General features: G+C 63.7%; 14 protein-coding genes and 1 tRNA gene. 9 read left to right on the forward strand and 6 right to left on the reverse strand.

Features of this window, described 5'->3' with window-relative positions; all coding sequences use genetic code 11:
• Positions 1-14 precede the first annotated feature (14 nt).
• Both nirB and WBA38_RS07795 read right to left on the reverse strand, forming a co-directional pair.
• On the reverse strand, positions 15-2594 hold the full coding sequence (gene nirB, locus WBA38_RS07790) for a nitrite reductase large subunit NirB (RefSeq protein ID WP_424294456.1): 2580 nt from the start codon (positions 2592-2594) through the stop codon (positions 15-17).
• Positions 2595-2757: 163 nt separating this feature from the next.
• On the reverse strand, positions 2758-6840 hold the full coding sequence (locus WBA38_RS07795; protein ID WP_424322433.1) for a molybdopterin-dependent oxidoreductase: 4083 nt from the start codon (positions 6838-6840) through the stop codon (positions 2758-2760).
• 111 nt (positions 6841-6951) lie between these two features.
• Here WBA38_RS07795 and WBA38_RS07800 point away from each other — a divergent pair, with 111 nt between their 5' ends.
• From WBA38_RS07800 to WBA38_RS07810, 3 genes are read left to right on the forward strand one after another with little or no spacing between them, the layout of a single operon-like run.
• A complete protein-coding gene (locus WBA38_RS07800) occupies positions 6952-8085 on the forward strand; it encodes a thiolase family protein (protein WP_424294458.1) in 1134 nt (377 codons plus the stop codon).
• A complete protein-coding gene (locus tag WBA38_RS07805; protein ID WP_424294459.1) occupies positions 8082-8885 on the forward strand; it encodes a crotonase/enoyl-CoA hydratase family protein in 804 nt (267 codons plus the stop codon). Before WBA38_RS07800 ends, WBA38_RS07805 begins: the two co-directional genes overlap by 4 nt.
• Before the next feature lie 25 nt (positions 8886-8910).
• A complete protein-coding gene (locus WBA38_RS07810) occupies positions 8911-10059 on the forward strand; it encodes an FAD-dependent monooxygenase (RefSeq protein ID WP_424322434.1) in 1149 nt (382 codons plus the stop codon).
• 47 nt (positions 10060-10106) lie between these two features.
• Here the strand turns inward: WBA38_RS07810 and WBA38_RS07815 are convergent, their stop codons facing one another.
• Positions 10107-10511 (reverse strand): hypothetical protein, encoded by a 405-nt coding sequence (locus tag WBA38_RS07815; protein ID WP_424294734.1) that lies wholly within the window; start codon positions 10509-10511, stop codon positions 10107-10109.
• A 407-nt stretch (positions 10512-10918) separates the two neighbouring features.
• On the opposite strand from WBA38_RS07815, the gene WBA38_RS07820 reads away from it, so the two are divergent.
• Positions 10919-11806 carry a patatin-like phospholipase family protein gene (locus tag WBA38_RS07820; protein ID WP_424322435.1) on the forward strand — a complete coding sequence of 296 codons (888 nt, stop codon included), beginning with the start codon at positions 10919-10921 and terminating at the stop codon, positions 11804-11806.
• 324 nt (positions 11807-12130) lie between these two features.
• Here the strand turns inward: WBA38_RS07820 and WBA38_RS07825 are convergent.
• Positions 12131-12207 (reverse strand) — tRNA-Arg (locus WBA38_RS07825).
• 59 nt (positions 12208-12266) lie between these two features.
• On the opposite strand from WBA38_RS07825, the gene WBA38_RS07830 reads away from it, so the two are divergent.
• Positions 12267-14390 carry a cytochrome c oxidase assembly protein gene (locus tag WBA38_RS07830; RefSeq protein ID WP_424294732.1) on the forward strand — a complete coding sequence of 708 codons (2124 nt, stop codon included), beginning with the start codon at positions 12267-12269 and terminating at the stop codon, positions 14388-14390.
• On the opposite strand, the gene WBA38_RS07835 is transcribed toward WBA38_RS07830, so the two are convergent.
• Positions 14387-14803, reverse strand: coding sequence for a PGPGW domain-containing protein (locus WBA38_RS07835; protein ID WP_424294731.1), 417 nt, complete (start codon positions 14801-14803; stop codon positions 14387-14389). The two genes, WBA38_RS07830 and WBA38_RS07835, sit on opposite strands and share 4 nt — an antisense overlap.
• 198 nt (positions 14804-15001) lie before the next feature.
• Positions 15002-15688, reverse strand: coding sequence for an alpha-ketoglutarate-dependent dioxygenase AlkB family protein (locus tag WBA38_RS07840; RefSeq protein WP_424294730.1), 687 nt, complete (start codon positions 15686-15688; stop codon positions 15002-15004).
• 700 nt (positions 15689-16388) lie between these two features.
• Between WBA38_RS07840 and ettA the strand changes: the two genes are divergently transcribed.
• From ettA to WBA38_RS07860, 4 genes are all read left to right on the forward strand, one after another.
• Positions 16389-18062 carry an energy-dependent translational throttle protein EttA gene (gene ettA / locus WBA38_RS07845; protein ID WP_424294728.1) on the forward strand — a complete coding sequence of 558 codons (1674 nt, stop codon included), beginning with the start codon at positions 16389-16391 and terminating at the stop codon, positions 18060-18062.
• Between the two features lie 232 nt (positions 18063-18294).
• Positions 18295-22782, forward strand: a complete 4488-nt coding sequence (locus WBA38_RS07850) for an NAD-glutamate dehydrogenase domain-containing protein (protein WP_424322436.1) — start codon at positions 18295-18297, stop codon at positions 22780-22782.
• Positions 22783-22800: 18 nt separating this feature from the next.
• Positions 22801-23325, forward strand: a complete 525-nt coding sequence (locus tag WBA38_RS07855) for an acyl-CoA thioesterase (protein ID WP_424322437.1) — start codon at positions 22801-22803, stop codon at positions 23323-23325.
• Positions 23322-24026 carry a hypothetical protein gene (locus WBA38_RS07860; protein ID WP_424322438.1) on the forward strand — a complete coding sequence of 235 codons (705 nt, stop codon included), beginning with the start codon at positions 23322-23324 and terminating at the stop codon, positions 24024-24026. Before WBA38_RS07855 ends, WBA38_RS07860 begins: the two co-directional genes overlap by 4 nt.
• Positions 24027-24116: the final 90 nt, after the last annotated feature.

Raw genomic sequence — 24116 nt, forward strand, 5'->3', positions numbered from 1 at the left:
AGACGCTGGGCAGGTCAGACGGTGGGTAGGGCAAGGGTGGGAAGGGCAGGGGTGGGTAGGGCAGGGGCGGGCATACCTGGGGAGCCGAGCAGAACGGGGACCTTGCGGCCATTGCTCTCGCCGAAGGCAACGGTGGGGTCGGGGACACCGGGGGCATTCACAAACGAGACGAACCGGGAGAGCTTGTCGGGGTCGTCGAGGACGCCCTTCCACTCACACTGGTAATCGGCGACGTGTCGCTCCATGTCGGCTTCGAAGTCGGCGGCCAAGCCAAGGACATCGTCGATCACGACAGCCTTGAGTCGGTCGAGTCCACCGTCGAGTTCCTCGAGCCACGGCGCAGTGCGCTGCAGGCGCTCGGCCGTCCGGATGTAGTACATGAGGAAGCGATCGATGTAGGCGATCAGCGTCGCATCATCGAGGTCGCCAGCCAGGAGTTGCGCGTGTTTCGGAGTCATGCCGCCGTTGCCTGCGACATAGAGGTTCCAGCCCTTTTCGGTGGCAATCACGCCGACGTCTTTGCCTCGAGCTTCGGCGCATTCGCGGGCGCAGCCGGAGACGCCCATCTTGATCTTGTGCGGCGACCGCAGCCCGCGATACCGCAACTCCAGGTCGATCGCCATGCGGACCGAATCCTGCTGCCCGTAGCGACACCAGTCCGAGCCGACGCAACTCTTCACCGTCCGCAACGACTTTCCGTACGCGTGGCCGGATTCCATGCCGCCGTCGACGAGGCGCCGCCAGATCAAGGGAAGCTGGTCGACAGTGGCACCGAACATATCAATGCGCTGACCACCGGTGATCTTGGTGTACAGCCCGAAGTCGCGGGCAATTTCGCCGATCAGGATGAGGTGCTCGGGGGTGATGTCACCGCCGGGAACACGCGGGACTACCGAGTAGGTGCCGTTTCGTTGAATGTTGGCGAGAAATCGGTCGTTGGAGTCTTGGAGTGCGGCCTGCTCGCCGTCGAGGATGTGGCCGCTGCCCAGTGAGGCGAGGATCGAGGCAATGGTGGGTTTACAGATATCGCAACCGGTGCCGGTACCGAACCGTTCCACGATGCCGGAGAAAGTTCGGAGGTCACTCGCGCGGACGGTCTCGAACAGTTCGGCGCGCGAGAGGGTGAAGTGCTCGCACAGTTCAGTGGACTGTTCGACCCCGGACTCTGCGAGGATTTGCGACAGCAGCGGGATACAGGAGCCGCACGAGGTCCCGGCACCGGTGCACGACTTTAGTGCGGCGACGTCGCAGGCACCATCGGCGATCGCCGCGCACAGCGTGCCTTTGGAAACATCATTGCAGGAACAGATTTGGGCGTCGTCACCCAATGCCGCGACGCCGAGTGCCGGGGATTCTCCGGCCGGGCTGATAAGGCTCACCGGGTCGCCCGGCAATGTGGATCCGACAAGTGGCCGCAGCAGCCCGTACGAACTCGCGTTGCCGACTAACACGCCGCCGAGCAGGGTGCTGGCGTCGTCGGAGAGGACGAGTTTGGAGTACACCCCGCCGATGGGGTCGGACACGACAACGTCGAGGGCGCCGGGAGTGGTGCTGAGGGCATCGCCAAAGCTGGCGACATCCACGCCCAGCAGTTTTAGCTTCGTCGACATGTCGGCTCCGGGGAACGATGCCGAACCCCCGAGGAGTTGATCGGCGACGACTTCCGCTGTGGCATAGCCGGGGGCGACGAGGCCGTAGCAGCGACCTTCGATGGCGGCGACCTCGCCGACCGCGTAAATGTCGGGATCGCTTGTGGTGCAAGTGCTGTCGGTGAGCACGCCACCGCGCTCGGCGATGTCGAGGCCGGCCTCACGGGCGAGTTCGTCGCGGGGACGAACGCCGGCGGCGAAGACGAGGAGGGCCGCGTCGACCGCTGTGCCGTCGGCCAAAGTCACGGTGAGGCCATCAGCGGCGCGTTCGATTCCAGAGACTCCCGACGAGAGGGAAATCGTGATGCCGAGGTTGCCGATCATGCGGGCCAAGTGTTCGCCGCCGCCGGTGTCGACTTGCTGTGGCATCAGACGCGGGTTCACTTCGACAACGTGCGGAGCCAACCCCATCAGGCGCAGTGCGTTGGCGGCTTCGAGGCCGAGGAGGCCGCCGCCGACCACTATGCCGACCGGTTTGGTTGCTTGGTTTCCGGCGAGTGCCCGGTCGGCGTCGGCGCGGATGGCGTCGAGGTCGTCGAGCGTTCGGTACACGTGGCAGCCCGCGGTATCGAATCCGGGGACCGGCGGCACAAAGGCGCGTGAACCGGTCGCCAATACGACGCAGTCGTAGGCAACTTCGGTGCCCGCGTCCGTGGTGACGACGCGACGTTTGCGGTCGATACCGGTGACGTGCTCGCCGACGCGGAGGTCGACGGCACCGTCGTCGGGGTAGCGAGAACCGGGGAGGGCGAGCGCCTCGCGGTCCCAGGCACCGATGTAGCCGGAAAGCCCGACGCGGTCGTAGGCCGGATCGGTTTCCTCGCCGAAGATCACCACACGCCAGTGGCCCGCAGCATCGCGGGTGCGGAGCGCTTCGACGAATCGGTGCCCGACCATCCCGTGCCCGATCACTACTGCGGTTCGTTTGGTGGTGGTCATACTCATGCTGAAGCCTCCTCGATTGACGCGTCGTGCGGTCGATCCGGTCGTTCTTTAACCGACCATGCGAACGACGATAGGAACGCGGTGTTACCCGACGGCGCGCGCCAAGTTGCGAGCAGATGACAACCGCCCGACTGGGTTTCGCTCATGTTTCGGACAGCGCACGTCAATACACGTCGCGCACGTATCGGCCATCGGCAGCGAGAGCGCGGACGTAAGCGTCAACACCGGACGGGGCGAGACGACCGTGCTGGGCGACGATCGCGTGGAGACAGTCGTCGACGTCGCGCGCCATCGACTTAGCATCGCCGCACACGTAGATATGCGCCCCGCGACGGAGCCACGCCCAGATCTCCGAGGCATTTGCGGCCATGTGGTCCTGGACGTAGACCTTTTCGGGTTGGTCGCGGGAGAACGCGGTGTCGAGGCGGGTGACAAGCCCGGACTCGAGGAAGCCGAGGAGTTCGTCGCGGTAATGAAAGTCGGTGTCGCGGTGGCGTTCTCCGAAGAAGACCCAGTTGTCGCCGGTTGCACCGGTTGCGAGGCGTTCGTGCAAGAAACTGCGGAACGGGGCAATCCCGGTTCCCGGGCCGATCATGATTACCGGTGCATCAGGCTCGGCGGGCAGACTAAATTTGGTGTTGGGCTGGATAAAGATTCGAGCGTTGGGTGGGACATCCGAGGTGGGGTCACTGTCCGCGAGGAAGCCGGAGCACACGCCGCGACGCGGGAGGTCCTCGCCGAACTGCACCACCGACACGGTTGCTTCCACGCGGTCCGGGGTCGTGGAGGGGCTGGAAGAGATTGAGTACAGCCGCGGCTGCAACCGCTTGCACACGCTGAGCCAATCTACGGCTGGCGCTTCGACGGGGTGTGTGATCAGCAGATCGACCGACTGTCTGCCCCACGCCCACTCGGTGAACGCCGCGGGATCGTCGAGCAGGGCGGCGAGTTCGGGATCGTTGTGATGGCTGGCGACAAAGGCCACGATGTCGCGGGTGCACCGCGCAATCTCGTAGTGCTCGCTCAGCGCGAGACGCAGGTCAACGGGTTCGCCGTCGACGATGACGGTTTCGGTTCCGTCGAGGCCGGTGCGTTCGAGCCACTCGGTGACGAGGGCGTCACTGTTGCGTGGCCACACGCCAAGCGCATCGCCGGCGGTGTAGCTCAGCACTTCCGGATCGATGCCAAAGGTGATGCGACGCACCTGTTTGTCGGATTCCGGGGCGGTGAGGATGGAGTTGCCGATGATCGGTGCCAGGTACGGGTGCTTTTTGGAATAGGTGTTCTTTTCCGGAGCTTTGGCCGCTGAGGCAGGTTCGGGAACTGTCGATGTGCTCGTGGCCCCGCCGACTGCTGCCATCGTGTCGGCGAGCCACGTCGCAGCGCGATCGGTGAAGTCCGGCTCGCAGAACGCCGGCGGCGTCAGCCGGCTTCCGCCCAGGACGTCGAGGCGGGCGTCGAGTTTGCGCGCGAAGCCGCAGAAGTCGGCGTACGACGAGTCCCCGAAGCCGATGACGGCATAGCGCAGTTCGTCGATGTCGTTGGCGCTGGCACAGGCGAGTGCGTCCCACAGGGCGAGGCCGTTGTCGGGGGCGTCGCCATTGCCGGTACTGGCGACAATGAATACAACGTTGCCTGCTAGATCGTCGATGGCGACGCGGTCGGCGCACACCGTCGTGACCGCGAATCCTGCGGCCTCAAGTTCGGCCGAGGCGTCGGCGGCATACTCCTCGGCGGTCCCTGTCTGGGAGGCCCACACCACCCGGATTGAGGTCACCGCCGCGCCAGCAGTGGGGTTGGCGGGAACCCGCGAAAAGTATCCGGCGAGTACACCTTCCACCCATGCGCGGGTCAAGGACGACAGCGGTGAGCGCTCCGGGACAGTCGGGACAGCTCCGACCGGCGGATTGGCCTCCAAACCCTGCAGCATCCCCGACAAATAGCCGCGTTCGGTATCGGACAATTTCGGTTCGTCACGGCTGACGCCGAGCGCGGCCGCCAGCGATTTGGGGGTCAGTTCCACTGCGGTGATTGGTCTCTCCTCGGGGGCGGTGGCAGAAGCGGCGGGGGCGAGGCGCGTGAGGGACACCGCGCATGCCTTAAATTCCGGTTGCAGTGAGTCAGGATCGACCGCGTCGTTGGTGACCGCGTTGATGGCGAGGTGCTGACCGAAGCTGTCGGCCCAGTGCATCGGCACAAAGCAGACTCCGGGTGCGACGGCGTCGTCGACCCTGGCCGGCACCTGGGCGGTCCCGCGCCGCGAGCGCAGTTCGACGAGGTCGCCTTCGGCAATCCCGGAGGCGGTTGCGTCGGCCGGATTGATCTGCACAAACGAGTGCGGGTCGAGGCGATTGAGTTTGGCGACGCGACCGGTCTTGGTCATGGTGTGCCACTGGTGTGCAAGGCGTCCGGTGGTGAGAAGCATCGGGTAGTCGTCGTCGGGCATCTCGGCTGGCGGTAGGTGCGGGCGCGCCCAAAACCGAGCACGACCGCTGGCAGTCGGAAATGTCAGTGTGCCGTCGTGGACGTAGCGAATCGGGTTGCGCGCGGGACCGCCGGGCGCGGCGGGCCATTGGACCGGGCCGGCGGCGAGTCGGGCGTAGTCGATGCCCCGAAAGTCCCAGCCGGTGGTTGGATTGTGGAACCCGGTGATCTCATCGAAAACGGCCGCCGCATCGGGGTAATCGAAGGCGTCGGCAAAACCCATCTCGCACGCCACACGCGCGATGATTTGCCAGTCGGGGAGAGCTTGCCCGGGTGGCGTGACGGCCGGTTGGGTCAGCATGACACTGCGTTCGGAGTTGACCATGGTGCCTTCGGCCTCGGCCCACAGGGCGGCGGGCAACACGATGTCGGCAAACGCGGTGGTTTCGGCACCGGAAAAGGCTTCCTGCACCACCACCAACTCCGCAGCTTCGAGTGCCTGGACAACCGTCGCCCGATTCGCCACGGATGCAACCGGGTTGGTACAGATGATCCAGATCGCTCGAATCCCGCCGCTGGCGAGGGAAGCGAACATGTCGATAGTTCCGCCCGAGCCAGGCCCCTCAATGTCGGCACAACCGACACCCGTGTGCAGGGTGCCAGCGGGTATCTTCCAGATCCGCTCAGTTTCGGCGCGGTGGTCGGCGTTGGCGACTGTTCGCTGTCCCGGTAACCCCGGACCCATGTAGCCCATTTCGCGTCCTCCCATCGCGTTAGGTTGGCCGGTGAGGGAGAAGGGCCCGGATCCGGTGCGACAGATGGTTCCGGTCGCCAGATGCAGATTGCAGATGGCGTTGGTGTTCCACGTGCCGTGCGTCGACTGGTTGAGGCCCATCGTCCAGAGGCTCATCCAGTTGTCGGCGCTCGCGAGAATTTGTGCCGCCTCGCGCAACATTGATTCGTCGACGCCGGTCAGCTCGGCCACCCTGTCCGCCGGGTAGTCGGCGAGCAGTGTGAGGGTCTCGTCCCACCCCTCGGTGTGCGCGGCGATGAACTCGTCATCGACGCCGCCCGCCTCGACAATGAGTCGCAGGAGGCCGTTGAGGAGCGCCAGATCGGTGCCGGGGCGGACCGGCAGGTGCAGGTGCGCTTTGTTCGCGGTCGCCGTTCGGCGCGGGTCCACGACGATCAACTTCGCGCCCGCCGCCACTCGGTCGAGGAGGCGGAGAAACAGGATCGGGTGGCAGTCGGCCATGTTGGAACCGATCACGAGGAAGGCGTCGGCATGATCGAGGTCGTCGTAGCTCCCCGGCGGCCCGTCGGCACCCAGGGACTGCTTGTAACCGGTACCAGCGCTAGCCATGCATAGTCGAGAGTTCGATTCGATCTGGTTGGTTCCGAGGAAGCCTTTGGCCAGCTTGTTTGCCAAATATTGCGCCTCGAGTGACATTTGGCCCGACACGTACAGGGCGACGGCATCCGGACCGTATTCGGTGCGGATCGCCGAGAGTCGTCGCGCAGTCTCGGTGATCGCTTCGTCGATGGGGGTTGTGCGGGGCTCGGCGTTGCGGTCGTGTCGCACGGTTGCGGTCGTGAGTCGACCAGGTGCCTTCAGCATCTCGGCGGTGGTGGCGCCCTTGGTGCACAGGCGGCCGTGATTGGCGGGGTGGGACGCCGTGCCGCGGGCTTTGGCGACCGTCCCGTCGACCACTTCGAGGGTGATGCCGCAGCCCACGCCGCAGTAGCCACAGACGGTCTCGACCGAGCGACGCGGGGCATCGGTCGGCAAAGGCTGAGTCGAAGGCGCGAATTCGGTCGACATGTTCCTCACGGTGTCGTGGGACTGTTTCGCGGCGGGCATCAGCGCGTTACAGCCACGTCAACTTCGCCCTCTTGTTCCCAACCGAGCGCTTGTTAGGGTAGTAAAGAGGGCATGAGAGATGCAGTGATTGTTGATGCCGTCCGTACCCCGATCGGCAAGCGTAATGGCGGTTTGGCCGACGTCCACCCGGGTGACATGAGTGCCCATGTCCTCAAGGCCCTCGCCGATCGTGTCGGTTTCGACCCCGCGACCATCGACGACGTCATTTGGGGCTGTGTGAGCCAAGTCGGCGACCAAGCGGGCAGCATTGGCCGTGTCGGCGTCCTCGCCGCAGGCTGGCCGGAGTCCGTTCCGTCGACCGTCGTCGACCGCCGCTGCGGGTCGAGCCAGCAGTCGGTGAGCTTTGCCGCCGCATCGGTGATCGCCGGGCAGTACGACATCGCGATCGCCGGTGGCGTCGAGTCGATGTCCCGTGTCCCGATGGGTGCCGCTCGCGGCGACGGTAAGCCCTACCCCGATTCGGTCCTCGACCGCTACGGCGTCAGCGGCTTCAACCAGGGACTGGGTGCGGAAATGATGGCGAAGCGCTGGGGATTCACCCGCCAGCAACTCGACGAGTACTCGGTTCGTTCGCACGAACGCACCGCCGCCGCCCAAGACGCCGGTGCCTTCGACGCCCAGATCGCTGCGTTTGCGGGTGGCCTCGCGATCGACGAGGGTGTCCGTCGTGGAAGCACCGTCGAGAAGCTCGCCGCACTGAAGACCCCGTTCGACGAGAACGGTGTCGTGACCGCAGGTAACGCCTCGCAGATCTCCGACGGCGCAGGCGCCCTGTTGGTCACCACCAGCGAGATTGCCGCCGCCAATGGCTGGAAGCCAATGGCGCGCATCCACACCTCGACCGTTGCCGGCGACGACCCGGTCATCATGCTGACCGGCCCCATCGCGGCAACCAAGAAGGCTCTCGACCGTTCAGGCCTGCAGGTCTCCGACATCGGGGCCTACGAAGTCAACGAAGCATTCGCCCCGGTGCCCATGGCGTGGCAGGCCGAGATCGGTGCGTCCGACGATGTGCTGAACCCCGTTGGCGGTGCCATCTCGGTGGGTCACCCGCTCGGTGGCTCGGGTGCGATTCTGATGACCCGCCTCGTGCACCACATGCGCGACAACGGCATCCAATACGGCCTGCAGACAATGTGCGAGGCTGGAGGCATGGCTAACGCAACGATCCTTGAGCTCCTGTGAGTAACGACGTGCTGCTGGTAACCCGTGACGGCGACGTCGTCACCTGGACCATCAACCGACCCGAAACCCGGAACGCGATCTCCGAAGACGATGCCATCGACGCTTTCGTCGATGCCGTCGACGCAGTGAATCGTGACCCGTCGGTACGGGTGGTGATCCTGACCGGTGCCGGTTCCGCCTTCTCCGCGGGCGGCAACGTGAAAGACATGGCTGCCAAGGCAGGCTTGTTTGGCGGGGCACCGCACCAGCAGCGCGTCGGCTATCGCGAAGGGATCCAACGGATTCCGCGCGCTCTCTATTCGCTCGAAGTACCGATCGTCGCTGCCGTTAACGGCCCGGCGGTCGGTGCCGGGTGCGACCTCGCGCTGATGTGCGACGTCCGCATCGCCTCCACAAGTGCGTTTTTTGCCGAGAGTTTCGTCAAGCTTGGTCTGATCCCCGGTGACGGCGGCGCCTGGCTGCTGCCCCGCATCGTCGGAGCTGCGCGAGCCGCCGAAATGGCGTTGACCGGCGACCGCGTCGATTCGGCGACAGCTCTCGACTGGGGGATTGTGTCGCGAGTGGTGGACCCAGAGGAACTACTGCCCGCAGCCCGCGAACTAGCTGAGCGCATTGCGGTTAACCCGCCGGTCGCCGTCCGGATGACAAAGAAGCTGCTGCGCGAATCGTCGCAGCAGACGCTTGACCAACTGCTCGAACTCTCAGCGACCATGCAGGCTGTCGCCCACAGCACTGACGACCACCACGAAGCGGTGGCGGCGTTCCTGGAGAAGCGCCCGGCGCAATTCAACGGAAACTAGCAGTCCTCAGGGGCACACTGGACCCATGCACGTCATCATTGCTGGTGCAGGCATCGCGGGTCTAACGGCGGCTGCGGCATTCGTCCGTGACGGCCACAAGGTCACCGTCCTGGAACAACGTCATGACACCGCAGCTGGAGCAGGTATCACGCTGTGGCCCAATGCATTAGCGGCCCTCGACAGGATCGGGCTGGGAGAGGCCACTCGCGCTGTGTCGGCCCGGATTGAGGGCGGCGTCATTCGGTGGCAAGACGGTTCGACGATTCGTCGACCGGCTCACGGCGCGATGGTCCACGCGCTGGGCGAACCTCTCGCCGTTCTTCGACGCAGTGCACTGCGCGATGTCATCACCGACGCCCTGCCGAAACACACCGTCCGGTACGGCACGGCGGTCACCGCCGCGTTCACGTCTGGCGACGGGGCCGCTGTCGTCACCTCCGATGGCCAACGACTTCCTGCCGATCTGGTGGTTGCCGCCGACGGGACTCGATCGGCGCTGGCAAATCGCTTCAATCCCGGACTCGTCCACACCTACACCGGGTACTCCGCGTGGCGGGGGATAGCCGATCTGCAGATCGACCCGCGGCTAGCGGGACAAGTTGTCGGCCGTCTCTCAGAGTTCGGTGCGGTGCCGTTGCGCGAGGGTCAGACCTACTGGTTCGGTACGGTCCGGCTACCGGAGAATACGCAGTTCGGCGACGAGTCATCGCAGGTTCGGGCCCTGGCAAGCCGGTGGCCCGAGCCGATCGCCGCCGTCGTGGCGGCGACGTCTCGCGACCAGACCTCCCGGACGGACCTGTACGACCGTCCGCTGGCGCGGAGTTGGTCCGACGGCAGCGTCGTGCTGGTTGGCGATGCCGCGCACCCGATGCGTCCGCATCTGGGCCAGGGCGGATGTCAGGCGATCGAGGATGCGGTGGTGCTGGCCGCAGCGATCGCCAAGTATGCCGATGTTGGCCGATCGCTGGAACGGTATGAGGCAGTCCGGAAGCCGAGAGCACGCAAAATTGCGACGCAATCCCGGACAATTGGTCGTATTGTCGGCGCACGACCGCCGGTGGTCTTTGGTAACTCAATGCGTGCTAGTCGTCTTGTTCCCAATGCCCTATTTTTGCGGCATTTGGCAACAATCGCAGGAAAGTCGGCGATTGAGAAGCAACTCTCGTCGCTCTAATGGCTGGTTCCGTAAAGTCGTGTATTGGCGACTTATTGAGTTGGCAATTACTGGCCGATGGTGATCTTGCCCTGGAATACGAAGGGTGTCGAACCGGGGAGGCAATTGCGGAACGAGTCCGTCGGCATCGGTCCCTGGACGCCGACGTGATCGACGTTGCCCTTTCGGACGCTGATCTTGACCGCGTACCTGTCGCGAAGTGCGTTCGGCACCAGGTTGGGGGAGGTGGCCGAGATCGGGTAGACCAGCGAGGCGGTGTCGCCGTGGGTATAAATACAGGTGATAGGTCCCTTAACCTGGATGGGTGTTTTGCTTGACCCGTTCATGACCGTGGCGACATAGGTGCCTGCGGTCTTGCCGTGCTTGTCGCGCATGCCTGACGCATCGATGTTGAGGAGATGGACGCCGGGTGCGACGAGGAGATCGCCAGCAATCGAGAGGCTGGCTGGCATTGGATATTGTTCCGGGACGGCACTGGCTATTCCCGGTGTGGCGAGTGTCCCCATTGTTGCAATTGCGCCAATTGCTGCTGCAATCGGCCGCCGAATGGTGTGATTGTTCATGGTCAACTCCTACTTTGGCGTGTTTCCCGACTTTTTCGACGCTACGCCGTAAAGCCTTCAGTGAAAACAGCTATGAAAAATCAATTAATGGAAATTAATTCAAGAAAGTCTCTCGACGCGCAGAGTCGCCGAGCGTATCGTGGGCTATTGATCGTGATCTAACGACTGGAGGTGAGCCCAATGAACGCAGTGCCACAGTGGGTGCTCCCTCGCAGTCCACGATCGCGCGACTGATCTAGTCGCCGCCGGGAGCGCTCCGAACCGCAAGTTCGCGAAAGGCGACTCCCATGCACGAAATGACTACTTCATCGCTATTCAACGACCGTCGCGCCTTGGTGCTCGGCGGCGGCGGATCGTCCGGAAACGCTTGGTTGCTCGGCGTGGTCGCCGGGCTAGCCGCCGCGGGACTCGACGTCACGACTGCCGACCTGATAGTTGGAACGTCCGCGGGTTCGACTGCCGCGGCCATGATTACCAGCGCGACACCGGCAGAACTCTACGACGCCACCATCTCGGCCGTGGTGCCAGCGACGCCGCCAGTAAACCGCATCAGCGGGGCCGTCTCCGACCAACTGTCTCGTACGCAGCGGATCATCGACTCGTCCGACGGGATCTCCGAGATGCGGCGTCGAATGGGTGCGGCCGCGATCGAACTCGACAATGCCGAGGGTGGGGTCGGTTCGGCCCGGTGGCGCGGCGTCGTCGAAAGGCGACTCCCTAGCCAAGAGTGGCCGGAACAGCGGATTCTGCTGACCGCTGTTGATGCTCACACGGGCGAACCGGTGGCCTTCGATTGCGACAGCGGCGTCGACCTGGCCGATGCCGTCGCGGCTAGCTGCGCGGGCGGGCCCGCTTACCGGATTGGGGATCGGCAGTACATCGACGGGGGTTATCGGGCCAACGCGGACAATGCCGACCTCGCCGCCGGCTGCGGGCGGGTCTTGGTTCTGTCCCCGTTCGGGGGAGCCACCAGGGTGCCGCTCAATTGGCACGTGGATCTGGCCTCGCAGATCGACGAACTACGACGGCAAGGGAGCCGGGTCGAAACGATCTTCCCGGAGGGGGAAGGCCTCAAAGCATTTGGCGGCAATGCCATGGACCTGTCGGCGCGACCTCCGGCCGCCCGTGCTGGCTACGCCCAGGGGCAGCGGGCGGCGCAGGGCCTCACCGATTTCTGGAGTTGAGGTCCACAGGTTTTCCGCGGTGGGATGTCGCGCTATCGGTGATTCAAATACGAGAAGTCACGTACGAAGGCTCTTCGAGAAGGCGGCGACGGTCGGTGGGGGCAGTGAACAGCCCGTGCGGATGTGCCCGGCCAAGACCGTGCACTAGGTGTCACTTTCGTGCATTAGGGGTCGCTGCAAGATATACCCCAATGCACGAAAGTGACACCTAACGCACGATCGTGCAGCGATCGAGTCCCCAGGTAGCCGTCCGCGTCGGAGATTTTGGCCACAGTCGAGCCAACACGACACCCGACCTGAGCGGATGCCCCGGCGATGACGTTTTGGTGCCCCCAGCAGGACTCGAACCTGCGACCTAGAGATTAGAAGGCTCTTGCTCTATCCACCTGAGCTATGGAGGCGCATCGACCCTGATGGGTGGCGACGAACGACTACTCTATCGCGTCCTACAGTAGAGGTCATGACAGCGACGTCCGTCGGCAAGGCGGAGGAACACACGCGGGACCGCCTCAACGACCCCTCGGGCGTGCGGTCTCTGCTCATTTCCCTGCTCGTGGTTGTGGGGTCGATGGCGGCCGTAGTCGTGACTGGAGTGTCAGCCTCGACAGTCCTGCGCCTGACCGGACTGCCAGATCCCGGTTGGATCACAACATACGGATTGCCAGTGGCGACAGTCGTCGGGCAAATCTGTGCAGCGATCGGATTCGGGGCCGCCGTCTTCGCCGCCTTCTTTGTGCCGCCGCAGGCAAACGGTGCGCTGGATGCGGGCGGCTACCGCGCGATCCGCTGGGCCAGCGCCGCGATGCTTGTCTGGATGCTGTGCGCGCTCGCACTCATACCGCTGTCAATCTCGAACGTCAGCGGTAAGGGACTCAGCGAAGTCCTGATACCCAGGAACCTCCTCGAGGCGTACGGATCGGTCGCCGAAGCTCGATACTGGCTGTGGACGGCGATCTTCGCTGGCCTCGCCGCCATCGTCGCGCGGGCCATCATGCGCTGGGGGATGACCTTCCTGGTGATCGCGCTCGGCTTCCTGTCACTGATGCCGTCGGCACTCGCGGGTCACTCGTCGTCGGGCGGTGGCCACGACATCGCGACGAATAGTTTGATCCTGCACATCGTGGCCGCGGCCCTCTGGATGGGTGGCCTCCTCGCCGTCCTGGCCTATGCCTTCGGTAACGGCCAATGGCGGAACCTGGCGGTGTCTCGGTACTCCCGGGTGGCGTTCTGGTGCGTCATCGTCGTCGGTATCAGCGGTGTCATCAATGCCCTTGTCCGAATGTCGCTCGGTGACCTCTTCACGACTACTTACGGGCTGGTCGCGGTCGGTAAGGCTGTGGCGTTAGCCATCGCGGGCCTCATCGGAGCGCTCCACCGCACATTCACGATCAAAGAACTTGAAGAGAACGACGAGCCACGACAGTCGCTGTTCGTGCGGTTCGCGGCCGTCGAACTGGTGGTCTTCGCGGTGGCGTTCGGATTTGGTGCAGGCCTGTCGCGGACACCGCCACCGGTCCTGGAAACGGCCAACGTTTCGCCGATGGAACTCAAGATCGGCTACAACCTCGACGGTCCGCCGACGTTGTCGAAGCTGATGTTCGATTGGCGCTTCGACCTGATCTTCGGCACCCTCGCCATCGTCTTGGCGATCGTCTACCTGCGTGGTGTGTATCGCCTGCATAAGCGTGGCGACCATTGGCCGATTGGGCGGACCGTCGCCTGGCTGCTCGGCTGTGCCGCGCTGCTCATCGCGACGTCGTCCGGCATGGGCCGCTACGCACCGGCGATGTTCAGCGTTCACATGATGAGCCACATGATGTTGTCGATGCTGGTTCCGGTCCTGTTGGTTTTGGGCGGTCCCGTCACGTTGGCGCTGCGAGCCATCCCCGCTGCCGGACGAGGCAACCCGCCGGGGCCGCGCGAATGGATTCTGAGCGGAATCCACGGCTCGTACTCGAAGTTCGTAACCAACCCATTCATCGTGGTCACGCTTTTCGTCGGCAGCTTCTACGTGCTGTATCTCGGGGGTCTCTTCGACTCGCTCGTCGCGAACCACTCCGCACACCTGGCCATGAATTTCCACTTCTTGATCAGTGGCTTCTTATTTTATTGGCTGGTCATCGGCATCGACCCCGCACCGCGGCAAATCAGTCCCGTCGCCAAGCTCGGTGTGGTGTGGGGGTCGCTACCATTCCACGCGTTCTTCGGTGTCGCTCTCATGATGACGACGGGGATTATCGCCGAAAAATGGTATGCGTCGCTGATGCACCCGTGGAATCTCGACCTGGCGGCTGACCAGCGAGTAGGCGGCGGTATCGCCTGGGCGACGGGTGAGTTCCCACTGATGGTCGTGATGATTGCACTGCTCGTCCAATGGAACCGACAAGACGATCGTGCTGCGCGCCGCTTCGACCGCAAGGCCGATATCGACCACGATGCAGAACTTGAGAGCTACAACGAGATGCTGCGCAAGATGAACGCGCCAGTCACGGAGAGCAATCTCGATGACACGGTGGCGTCAGATGCGGCAGGCGGCGCAGAAACGACAGTCGCGGGCGAGAAACCGCAAGAACGAGCGGATTAGGCGGCCGCGAGCGCAAGCTGGGGGAGTTGGAACTGTCCCAGACCAAGCTCGCGCTGGTGCTCCATCCAGCTGCGGACGTAACGTACTCCGGACTGGTAGTCGAGGCGACGACCGTGGAATTCACGGATGGCGTGGATGCTGCTCGTAGCCATAACGTTGGCCTTGTGAAGCATCGCCCGCATAAACGACGTGACGCGGTGAGCCCACTCGAATTCGGTCGACAGGACACCGAGGCCGAGGAAGAAGGTCACCCAGCCGGGGCCGGGAATCGGCAGCGGAATCATGGCCATGCCAGCGAGCACCATGAGGGTGCCGACGACGCCGACGCCGAAACGATACAAACGATTGAGGACGGGCTGCTGCCGAATCGCATAGCGGTGGCGGCGGTGCCAAATCTTCAATCGCAAACGCATCGTGAAACAAGCCTCTCGTCGTTGAGTCGCTGTCGCGACCTTTCGGGCGCAACCGGTATCGATCGGTGTCGCGGGCAGATATTCGCCAGCTAGGTCGGTTACCCAATGGGAACGAGCGCGCGCGATCGACAGTTCCCAGTGTGACACCCGGCACTCGTCTCAGCTAGTGGGACACGGAAAATGTGACGAATCGGATGGCTATCCAATGCCTGCGGATCGGTCGTCGGATAGTCCCGTCATGCGCATAGTGATATTGATCCGTCCCTTGCCGAGCCCGCAGGCGTCCGGGGCCGTGCCCGGGTGGATGCGGGTGACGCCGTGAAAGGCGAGGCGTGCCGGCCCGCCGAATACGAAGAGGTCGCCGGAGTTCAGCCGGAGGTCGGTGTACGGCTGGCCGCGGTTCTCGCTATTGCCGAAGCGGAACGTGCATGCGTCGCCGATCGACAGGGAAACGACGGGAGCGAGGGATTGCTCGTCTTTATCCTGGTGCATTCCCATGCGCGCGGCGTCGTCGTAGAAGTTCACCAAGGCAGCGTCGGGCGAGTAGTGCTCGATCATCTCTGGCGGATAGCCAGCGTCGGTGAGCGCGCGGCGTCCCAATCGGATCATCCAATCAGGGAAGGGGAGCACGCGCTGACCGTTCACGTCGGTGGCCTCGCGGGAATAGGTGTAGGGCCGCCAGTGCCAGCCAAGGCACACCGTCTGCACTGACATCTCGTGACCGCGGACCTTGGCCGCACGTAGCGGCACCGGCCCCCGCGTCCACTTCTGGAACTGCCCAACGATCCATCGTTGCTCGTCAAGGGCCAGCCAGGCAGGGACGTGGGTTGCGCCAGGGCCGAGATCAGTGGGCTCACGAAAGGGGCCATCGTCGAAGAGTGTCACGCGTTCACCCGCCTTCCGTCCACCGTGCTCCTCTGCCGATCGCTTCGCTCAAAGTTCCGCTTTTCTGTCACGATTCGACCTAACCATCACCGATCACCTCGTTTGGTGATGGTTTGGCGGAAAGTTGGCCACCGTACGCGTCAGTAAAGGGGAACGAAACCCGTACGACGACGCGTCTAACGTAAGGCGCTTGACTGGCCAAGTGCACGTCCTAGCGGTAGCGCATCGATGAAATTTCCTCATTTCTGTCACCGCATGCAGGTTGTGATCCTGCCAAACCGTCACCAGATGCATGGATTGGTGATGGTCTGGTCGAATCGTGACAGAAAAGGGAGAATTCGAGGTCGGGCTACGGCGATTCGCCGGTACACGCGCTCGTCGAGGTCGCTGACTATGCCACTCCAGTTCGCCGCTGCGACGCGTTCGTGCGGGTGCTTCTCATGCACGCCGTCACCTCCGGATCTCGGCCGATTTCAAACCTATGTCTATTCGGCTTCCTAGGCAGACGTCCGACGGGTCCCGACTGTGAGATCGGAGATTGAACGGACTGGCGAAGCACGGGGGAAAGTCCTGTTGGGGTAGCCTTTCGTGGTAACTGATTCCTGCGGCTACCTGCAGTGAAATCCACCCCGGCGTGAGGGCGCAGCGAGGGATTACGATCCCTGGTTCGTCGCAAACCCCCAGATCAGGAGGCCTTTGAGTGGCTGAGTTTATTTACACCATGAAGAAGGTGCGCAAGGCGCACGGCGACAAGGTGATCCTCGACGACGTCACCATGTCGTTCTACCCCGGCGCCAAGATCGGCGTCGTCGGCCCCAACGGTGCCGGTAAGTCCTCGATCCTGCGCATCATGGCCGGACTCGATACGCCGAGCAACGGTGAAGCCTTCCTCGACCCCGAGGCCACCGTCGGCATGCTCCAGCAGGAGCCGCCCCTCAATGAGGAAAAGACGGTCAAGGAAAACGTCGAAGAGGGCATGGGCGAGATCAAGGTGAAGCTCGACCGCTTCAACGAGGTCGCCGAACTCATGGCCACCGACTACTCCGATGAACTCATGGAAGAGATGGGTCGCCTCCAGGAAGACCTGGACAACGCTGACGCGTGGGACCTCGACTCACAGCTCGAACAGGCCATGGACGCCCTGCGCTGCCCGCCCGGCGACCTGCCCGTCACCAACCTCTCCGGTGGTGAGCGCCGTCGAGTGGCATTGTGCAAGCTGCTGCTGCAGAAGCCCGACCTGCTCCTCCTCGATGAGCCCACTAACCACTTGGACGCCGAGAGCGTGCTCTGGTTGGAGCAGCACCTGGCGAACTACCACGGTGCTGTCCTCGCCGTGACGCACGATCGCTACTTCCTCGATCACGTCGCCCAGTGGATCTGTGAAGTCGACCGCGGCCAGCTGCACCCCTACGAGGGCAACTACTCCACTTACCTGGAGAAGAAGGCCGAGCGTCTCTCAGTGCAGGGCAAAAAGGACCAGAAGCTGCAGAAGCGACTCAAGGAAGAACTCGCCTGGGTCCGGTCCGGTTCGAAGGCTCGCCAGACCAAGAACAAGGCCCGTCTTGCACGCTACGACGAGATGGTTATGGAGTCGGAGAAGCGGCGGAAGCTCGACTTTGAAGAAATCCAGATCCCGACCCCGCCGCGCCTCGGCAATGTGGTTGTCGAGGTCAAGAACCTCGACAAGGGCTTTGACGGTCGCGTCTTGATCAAGGACCTGTCGTTTACGCTGCCGCGCAACGGCATCGTCGGCGTAATCGGACCTAACGGCGTCGGTAAGACGACGCTGTTCAAGACCATCGTTGGTCTGGAAGAGCCCGACTCGGGTGAGGTCAAGATTGGTGAGACGGTCCAGCTCAGCTACGTCGACCAGGGTCGCGCCAACATCGACCCCAAGAAGACCGTGTGGGAGGTCGTCTCCGACGGTCTCGATTACATCGAGGTCGGCCAGAATGAGATGCCGTCGCGCGCGTACCTGAGTGCCTTCGGGTTCAAGGGTGCCGACCAGCAGAAGCCGTCGGAGGTGCTCTCCGGTGGTGAGCGCAACCGCCTGAACCTGGCGCTGACGCTGAAAGAGGGCGGCAACCTGATCCTCCTCGATGAGCCGACTAACGACCTTGATGTCGAAACCCTCAGTTCCCTCGAGAACGCCCTGCAGGAATTCCCCGGCTGTGCCGTCGTGATCTCGCACGACCGTTGGTTCCTGGACCGGACCTGTACCCACATTCTCGCGTGGGAAGGCAATGTTTCCGAGGGCCAGTGGTTCTGGTTCGAAGGCAACTTCGAAGCCTATGAGGAGAACAAGGTGGAGCGTCTCGGCGCTGATGCGGCTCGCCCGCACAGCGTGACGCACCGTCGCCTCACTCGCGACTAGTTTTCGCCGCAAATTCGCGCGCTTCCGGTTGTCTGGCAATCGGAAAGCGCGCGAATTTGTTTTTGGGCTGAGGTGACCAGCCGCCGCCTCGGTGGCGGCGCGATGCTGACTCGTCAGTCCACTGCGCGCGACCTCGCCGGTCGGTATCGTTCGAGCCGTACGACGATCACAAGGTGGAACGGACCCGCCAGTCGGTTTGTGCGCTTCCCCCTTGGCAACTGCGAGAGGGACGATGTCTGTGAACGGCGAACTGCGCAAGCCCGGCGAGCCCCTGGTCGATACCGCGAAACTTGCCGACGGCTCTATCCGCGTGCAGATCGTGGCCGACGACATCCCGCTGCTCGTCGAATCGGTCCTCGCAGTTCTCGATGGGCTTCGACTGACGATCGTGACCAACACCCACCCGGTGCGGTCTTTGCGACGCGACGACGCTGGGCGGATCTCGGACGACGGTGTGGCGCGGAATGAATCCTGGATCTCCATTGAGACCGCACCCGCGTCCGACTGCGACATCGATCAGTTAGGAATCGACATCGCCGCGGCCCTGGCACGCGCCCAGTCCGTGCACGCCGATACTCCGGGGATTCATCGGGCTCTTTCGGATCTGGCCGAATTGCTTAGTGCCGACGACGAAGACGCCGACATTCTCAGTTGGTTCGCTACCCGCGACAACTTCCTGCCCGTCGGCTACCGCACCGCTGGTGACACCACCGGACTCGGCGTTTGGCGCCATACCCGCGTGGCACGACCGCCCGCTGTGGACGGTACTGAATCGGTGAGTGTGGACCGGGCATGGTTGCCAACAGGGTTGCTGCGCAGTCGATTTCCCGTGGTGCTTCGGGTTCGGGCCGACGGCGTCGAACATCAGATCGTCGGCACCATCACCTCGATCGGTGACTATCAGTCGGTGCGTTCGATTCCCGGAATCCGCGGCAAGATCGCCGACGTCTTGCGGGGGCTGGGCGTCAGTGAAGACTCGTTCGGTGGACTGGCTGCGGTGGAATTGTTGCAGACCTACCCGCTCGCCGAGTTGATGACGGCCGACAGCGACGATCTCACCGGACGTATCGGTGAGCTACTTGAGGCGCAAACCTCACGCCGTCCGCGGTTCTATGCGCGAACCGTCGAATCGGGCGGTATCGCCAGCTTCCTTGTGTTCATGCCCCGCGAGGAATACTCGTCCGACGTTCGCGAGCGCATCGTCGAACTCCTCGAAAAGGACTTGAACGGTAGCGAGACCGAGTTCTTCACCAAACTGTCGAATTCGCCGCTAGCCCAACTAGAAGTGCTGATGCGCACTGACGCGGACGTCCAGGTCGCGCTCGGCGATCGCCTCACGCAGCACCTGTCCGAGTCTGTTCGAAGCTGGAGCGACCGGGTCCGCGAACATCTCGACGGTGACGGTGCGGCATTGCTGTCGACGGTCAGTGACCGTTACCGAGACGAGCGTGACCCGCGCGATGCGGCCGTCGATTTGCCGATCGCCGCGTCGCTCGCCGTCGGCGATCTCCATGTGCGGCTGGATCGGACCGACCCGCACGCCTGGCGGTTTGTGCTCTACCTGGCGGGTGGTTCGGCCGCCCTGACGGAACTGCTGCCGATGCTGCAGAGTTTGGGCCTCACCGTGCTCGACGAACATCCGCATGTGGTCGACCGGCCCGACGATCTGGCCGTGAGCGTGTACGAGTTCACCGTGCATCCGGCCCCGCATGTGGACCTCAACCACGGCGACAGCGACGAGGCCGACAGCGACGACGTGGGGGAGATCTCCGAGCGTGTCGCCGAAGCGTTCAAAGACATGTGGCGGGGCACCACCGAAACCGATGGTCTTAACGAACTGATCCTGCGCGCAGGCCTAACCTCCCGCACCGTGGCCATGATTCGAACCTATACGCGGTACCTCGGCCAATGCGGGGTGGGTTTCACCCTGTCCCACGTGGCGAGCGTGCTCGGCGAGCATCGCGCCGTGACCCGCGATCTGGTCGAACTCTTCGCCGCCAGCTTCGACCCCGACGGCACCTCCCCGGCCCGACGACTGCGGGCACAGGAATCGCTGAGAGGTCACATCGCCGAAATCCTCAGCCTCGACGCCGACCGGGTGGTGTCGGCGCTGTCAGCAGTCGTGGAAGCGACGCTGCGGACGAACTACTACATCGACGACTATCGGTCCGACTACCGACCGTCGATCGCCGTCAAACTCGACACCGGTGCCATCCCGCAAGCACCGCAGCCGCGACCGAAGTACGAGATCTACGTCTACTCGCCACAGATGGAGGGGGTGCATCTGAGATTCGGGGATGTGGCGCGCGGTGGCCTCCGGTGGTCGGATCGGCGTGAAGACTTCCGCACCGAAATTTTGGGCCTGGTAAAGGCACAGGCCGTGAAGAATGCGGTGATCGTGCCCGTTGGTGCCAAGGGTGGTTTCGTCGTTCGTCGACCAGCCGCCCCGACCGGCGATCCGACCGTCGACCAAGGTGCTTTCTTGGCTGAGGGAACGGCCTGCTATCGGGCATTCATCGCCTCGCTGCTGTCGATCACCGACAACCTCGATACCGTGACCGGCATCGTGCAGCCACCCGCACGGGTGGTCCGCCGTGACGGTGATGACCCGTACCTGGTGGTGGCCGCAGACAAGGGCACTGCCCGGTTCTCCGATACGGCCAACGGTGTCGCCGACGACTTTGGCTTCTGGCTCTCGGATGCGTTCGCCTCGGGGGGATCGGTGGGCTACGACCACAAGGCCATGGGGATCACCGCGCGGGGCGCGTGGGAATCGGTGAAGCGGCACTTCGCCGAACGCGGCATCGACACCCAAACTCAAGAGTTCACCGCCGTCGGCATCGGCGACATGAGCGGTGACGTTTTCGGCAACGGCATGCTCCTGTCTCGGCACACGCGCCTCGTCGCCGCCTTCGACCACCGGCACATCTTCATCGACCCGACACCGGAAGCCGCGCCGTCGTACGCCGAGCGCGCCCGACTGTTCGCGCTGCCGCGGTCATCGTGGGACGACTACCGCCGCGACCTGATCTCCGACGGCGGCGGGGTGTGGTCGCGCGATGTGAAATCCATTGAGATCAGCGACCCCGTGCGGATCGCACTCGGACTGGCCGACGGGGTGATCGCGCTGTCGCCGCCCGATCTCATCCGCGCGATCCTCCTGGCACCCACCGACTTGCTGTTCAACGGTGGAATCGGCACGTATATCAAGGCGTCCGACGAATCGGATTCGTCCGTCGGCGACAAGGCGAACGACGCGATCCGGGTCAACGGCAATCAGTTGCGTGTCTCGGTGGTCGGCGAGGGCGGCAACCTCGGCGTCACCGAACGCGGCCGCATTGAAGCAGACCTGTCGGGGGTGGCGATTAACAGCGATGCCCTCGACAACTCGGCCGGCGTGGACTGCTCCGACCACGAGGTCAACATCAAGATCCTCCTCGGCTCAGCAATCTCCGCTGGCATCCTCGAACCGGACGAGCGCAACGATCTGCTTCTGTCGATGACCGACGACGTCGCCGAACTTGTGCTCGCCAACAACGTCGACCAAAACGCCGAACTCGGCATCTCGCGGCGAACCGCGGACGACGACACCGACCTGCACTCGCGGGTGCTGGCGTACCTGGCCGAAGCCGGCGTCGACCTTGAACTCGAAGCGTTACCGACCCCAGAAGCGTTGCTGCGCAGGCGATCGAGCGAACTCCAGCGTGGCCTCACCAGTCCGGAACTGGCGACCCTGATGGCGCACGTGAAGCTCGATGCCAAAGCGCGGCTGCTTAACTCCTCGCTTCCGGAAAACGACATGTTCGATGCGGCGGCGACGTTGTACTTTCCCGAACCCCTGCGGACCAAGTTCGTGGCAGGCATTCGCGGTCATCGGCTCAAGCGCGAGATAGTCACCACGGTGCTGGTGAACCGGGCGGTCGCGGACTGCGGTATTACGCACCTGTTTGCATTGGGGGAAATGACCGGCACCGACGTCGCCGACGCCATGCGGGCTTCCGTTGTCACCGTGCGGGTATTCGGCATCACCAGCCTGGTCGGCGAGTTGCGCGGTGAGGGGGTGCCAGCAGCCATCGTCGACGAGGCGACCGGTCGCATTCGCAGCCTGCTGTCGTCGGCGTCTCGGTGGTTCCTGGCGCATCGGCCCCAACCGCTGGCAATTGCCGCGGAGACCACGCGCTATGCCCAGGTCCTAGAACTCGGTGGCCGCCTTGACGAATGGCTTATCGGCACGGCGCTGCGCACCATGCAGGAGCAGCGACAAGAACTCGTCGACGCGGGCGTCCGGCCAGCCCTCGCGCACGCCATCGCCATCAGCGACTACCGACTGCAGTTACTCGACGTCCTCGACATCGCCGAAATCTCGGACCGCTCGCCTGACGAAGTCGGGGAGTTGCTATTCGCCGTCGTCGACCGGTTCGATTTGGAAGAACTGGCCACCCGGGTGGCGGCGTTAGAACACAACGACCGTTGGACGCTCCTGGCGCAACTGTCGTTGAGCGACGAGATTCACGCGGTGCTGCGGTCGCTGACAAGGTCGATTCTGACCCTGTCGGAGCCGGAAGAGTCGGCAGCCCAAAAGATCTCCGACTGGGAGCAATCGCGGTCGGCGATTATCGAACGGGTGGAGTCAACACTGCACGCGCTCGAGGCCACCGACCGCTGGGACCTCGCCGCGCTCACGGTCGCAGTCCGCTCGTTGCGTAGTGTTGTGGGGTAGCGGCAGGAGGCTCACACCATGACAGGTCTATCGGACCAGACCCCGACCACCATCATCGAATCGACCGAAAGTGCCTACAAGCGAAGGCTTTTCGCCGACGACGGAGGCACGACCGAATTCGGGTACGAGGTGTCGGTGCCGGTGCGGTGGTCGGACATGGACGTGTTCGCGCACATCAACCACGCCCGCATGGTGACCCTTCTCGAAGAGGCTCGCATCCCGTGGTTGTTCTACGACGACAAGCCGACGTTCGCGATGCGAAAAGGCTGCCTCGTCGCGGATCTGCGCGTCAAGTACCAGGGGCAAATCCGCCACGATGAGTCGCCGATCCGCGTCACGATGTTCGTTGAGAGGTTGCGCGCCGTCGACTTCACGGTTGGCTACGAGGTGCGACCGCACGGTGCCGCGCCGGACTCGAAGCCATCGGTGGTTGCCAGTACCCAGTTGGTGTCGTTCGACATCGACACCCAGCGGCCGCGACGCATGACGCCGGAAGAGAAGGCATACCTGCAGAGTTTCGTCCGGGACGAGGTCATGAGATGACCGGGCTGGATCAGGGCGTCGAACGACTCCTCACTCCGCACACCCGCGACGATCGCACCGACGTGAAAGCTTTCCTGGAACGCGCACGGCGCGTGGAGGATTCGGGTGTTTTGCGGGCGCAGCAGCGCGCCGACGGTCGGGTTGGGCTGTGGATCCGAACCGGCTTCGACATCCTCGCGACGCGGTCAGTTTTCGGTACCGTGTCGCCGACGGACGTGGTGTGCGATATCTCGGCGATGTCCGCAGCGGTCGTGGAGGATGGCGACGGTCCCATCCCGTTGGGTTTTGCGATGCCGGGTGCCTGGCAGGGTGCGCTTCCGCCAGCGGACGGGTTTACCCACCTCGACGACGTTCCCGCACGTGAACTGATCGAACTCTCGCGCAAGGGAGTTGGCGTCGCACGCAACGAATCCGGTGCCTTGGGGCCGGCGTCGTCGCTGCTGGATCAGACTGTTTTAGAGGTGAGCGGCACGCATTCGGATGAGGTCGCGAAAATTTCCATGCGCGCGGTCTTTGCCTTGACGGCGATGGGCTTCGTCCGCGACAGCGGCGGCCACGAGATCACCGAGGATTCACCGATCGACAAGATCGCGGCGGGTGAACCTATCCGCGTGCGCGTCTCGTCCGCGTGGGTCCGCGTCGACGCGCGCTTCGGTTCCGTCTACCAGCGTCGATCAATCTTGAACCTCGCCGTGATGTAACCCCCGGCCCCGCTGTTCCCGCATGATGCGTTGATTCCCGCACTACGTCAGACGTAGTGCGGGAATTGACGCATCATGCGAGAACAGGAG

It is taken from the genome of Gordonia sp. (in: high G+C Gram-positive bacteria), from assembly GCF_049647785.1.
Lineage (GTDB): Bacteria > Actinomycetota > Actinomycetes > Mycobacteriales > Mycobacteriaceae > Gordonia.

What these genes read in the sequence shown, in the direction of transcription:
- nirB (WP_424294456.1), bottom strand. Translation starts at nt 2,594, where the DNA reads ATGAGTATGACCACCACCAAACGAACCGCAGTAGTGATCGGGCACGGG.
- WBA38_RS07795 (WP_424322433.1), bottom strand. Translation starts at nt 6,840, where the DNA reads ATGTCGACCGAATTCGCGCCTTCGACTCAGCCTTTGCCGACCGATGCC.
- WBA38_RS07800 (WP_424294458.1), top strand. Translation starts at nt 6,952, where the DNA reads ATGAGAGATGCAGTGATTGTTGATGCCGTCCGTACCCCGATCGGCAAG.
- WBA38_RS07810 (WP_424322434.1), top strand. Translation starts at nt 8,911, where the DNA reads ATGCACGTCATCATTGCTGGTGCAGGCATCGCGGGTCTAACGGCGGCT.
- WBA38_RS07815 (WP_424294734.1), bottom strand. Translation starts at nt 10,511, where the DNA reads ATGCCAGCCAGCCTCTCGATTGCTGGCGATCTCCTCGTCGCACCCGGC.
- WBA38_RS07820 (WP_424322435.1), top strand. Translation starts at nt 10,919, where the DNA reads ATGACTACTTCATCGCTATTCAACGACCGTCGCGCCTTGGTGCTCGGC.
- WBA38_RS07830 (WP_424294732.1), top strand. Translation starts at nt 12,267, where the DNA reads ATGACAGCGACGTCCGTCGGCAAGGCGGAGGAACACACGCGGGACCGC.
- WBA38_RS07835 (WP_424294731.1), bottom strand. Translation starts at nt 14,803, where the DNA reads ATGCGTTTGCGATTGAAGATTTGGCACCGCCGCCACCGCTATGCGATT.
- WBA38_RS07850 (WP_424322436.1), top strand. Translation starts at nt 18,295, where the DNA reads ATGTCTGTGAACGGCGAACTGCGCAAGCCCGGCGAGCCCCTGGTCGAT.
- WBA38_RS07855 (WP_424322437.1), top strand. Translation starts at nt 22,801, where the DNA reads ATGACAGGTCTATCGGACCAGACCCCGACCACCATCATCGAATCGACC.
- WBA38_RS07860 (WP_424322438.1), top strand. Translation starts at nt 23,322, where the DNA reads ATGACCGGGCTGGATCAGGGCGTCGAACGACTCCTCACTCCGCACACC.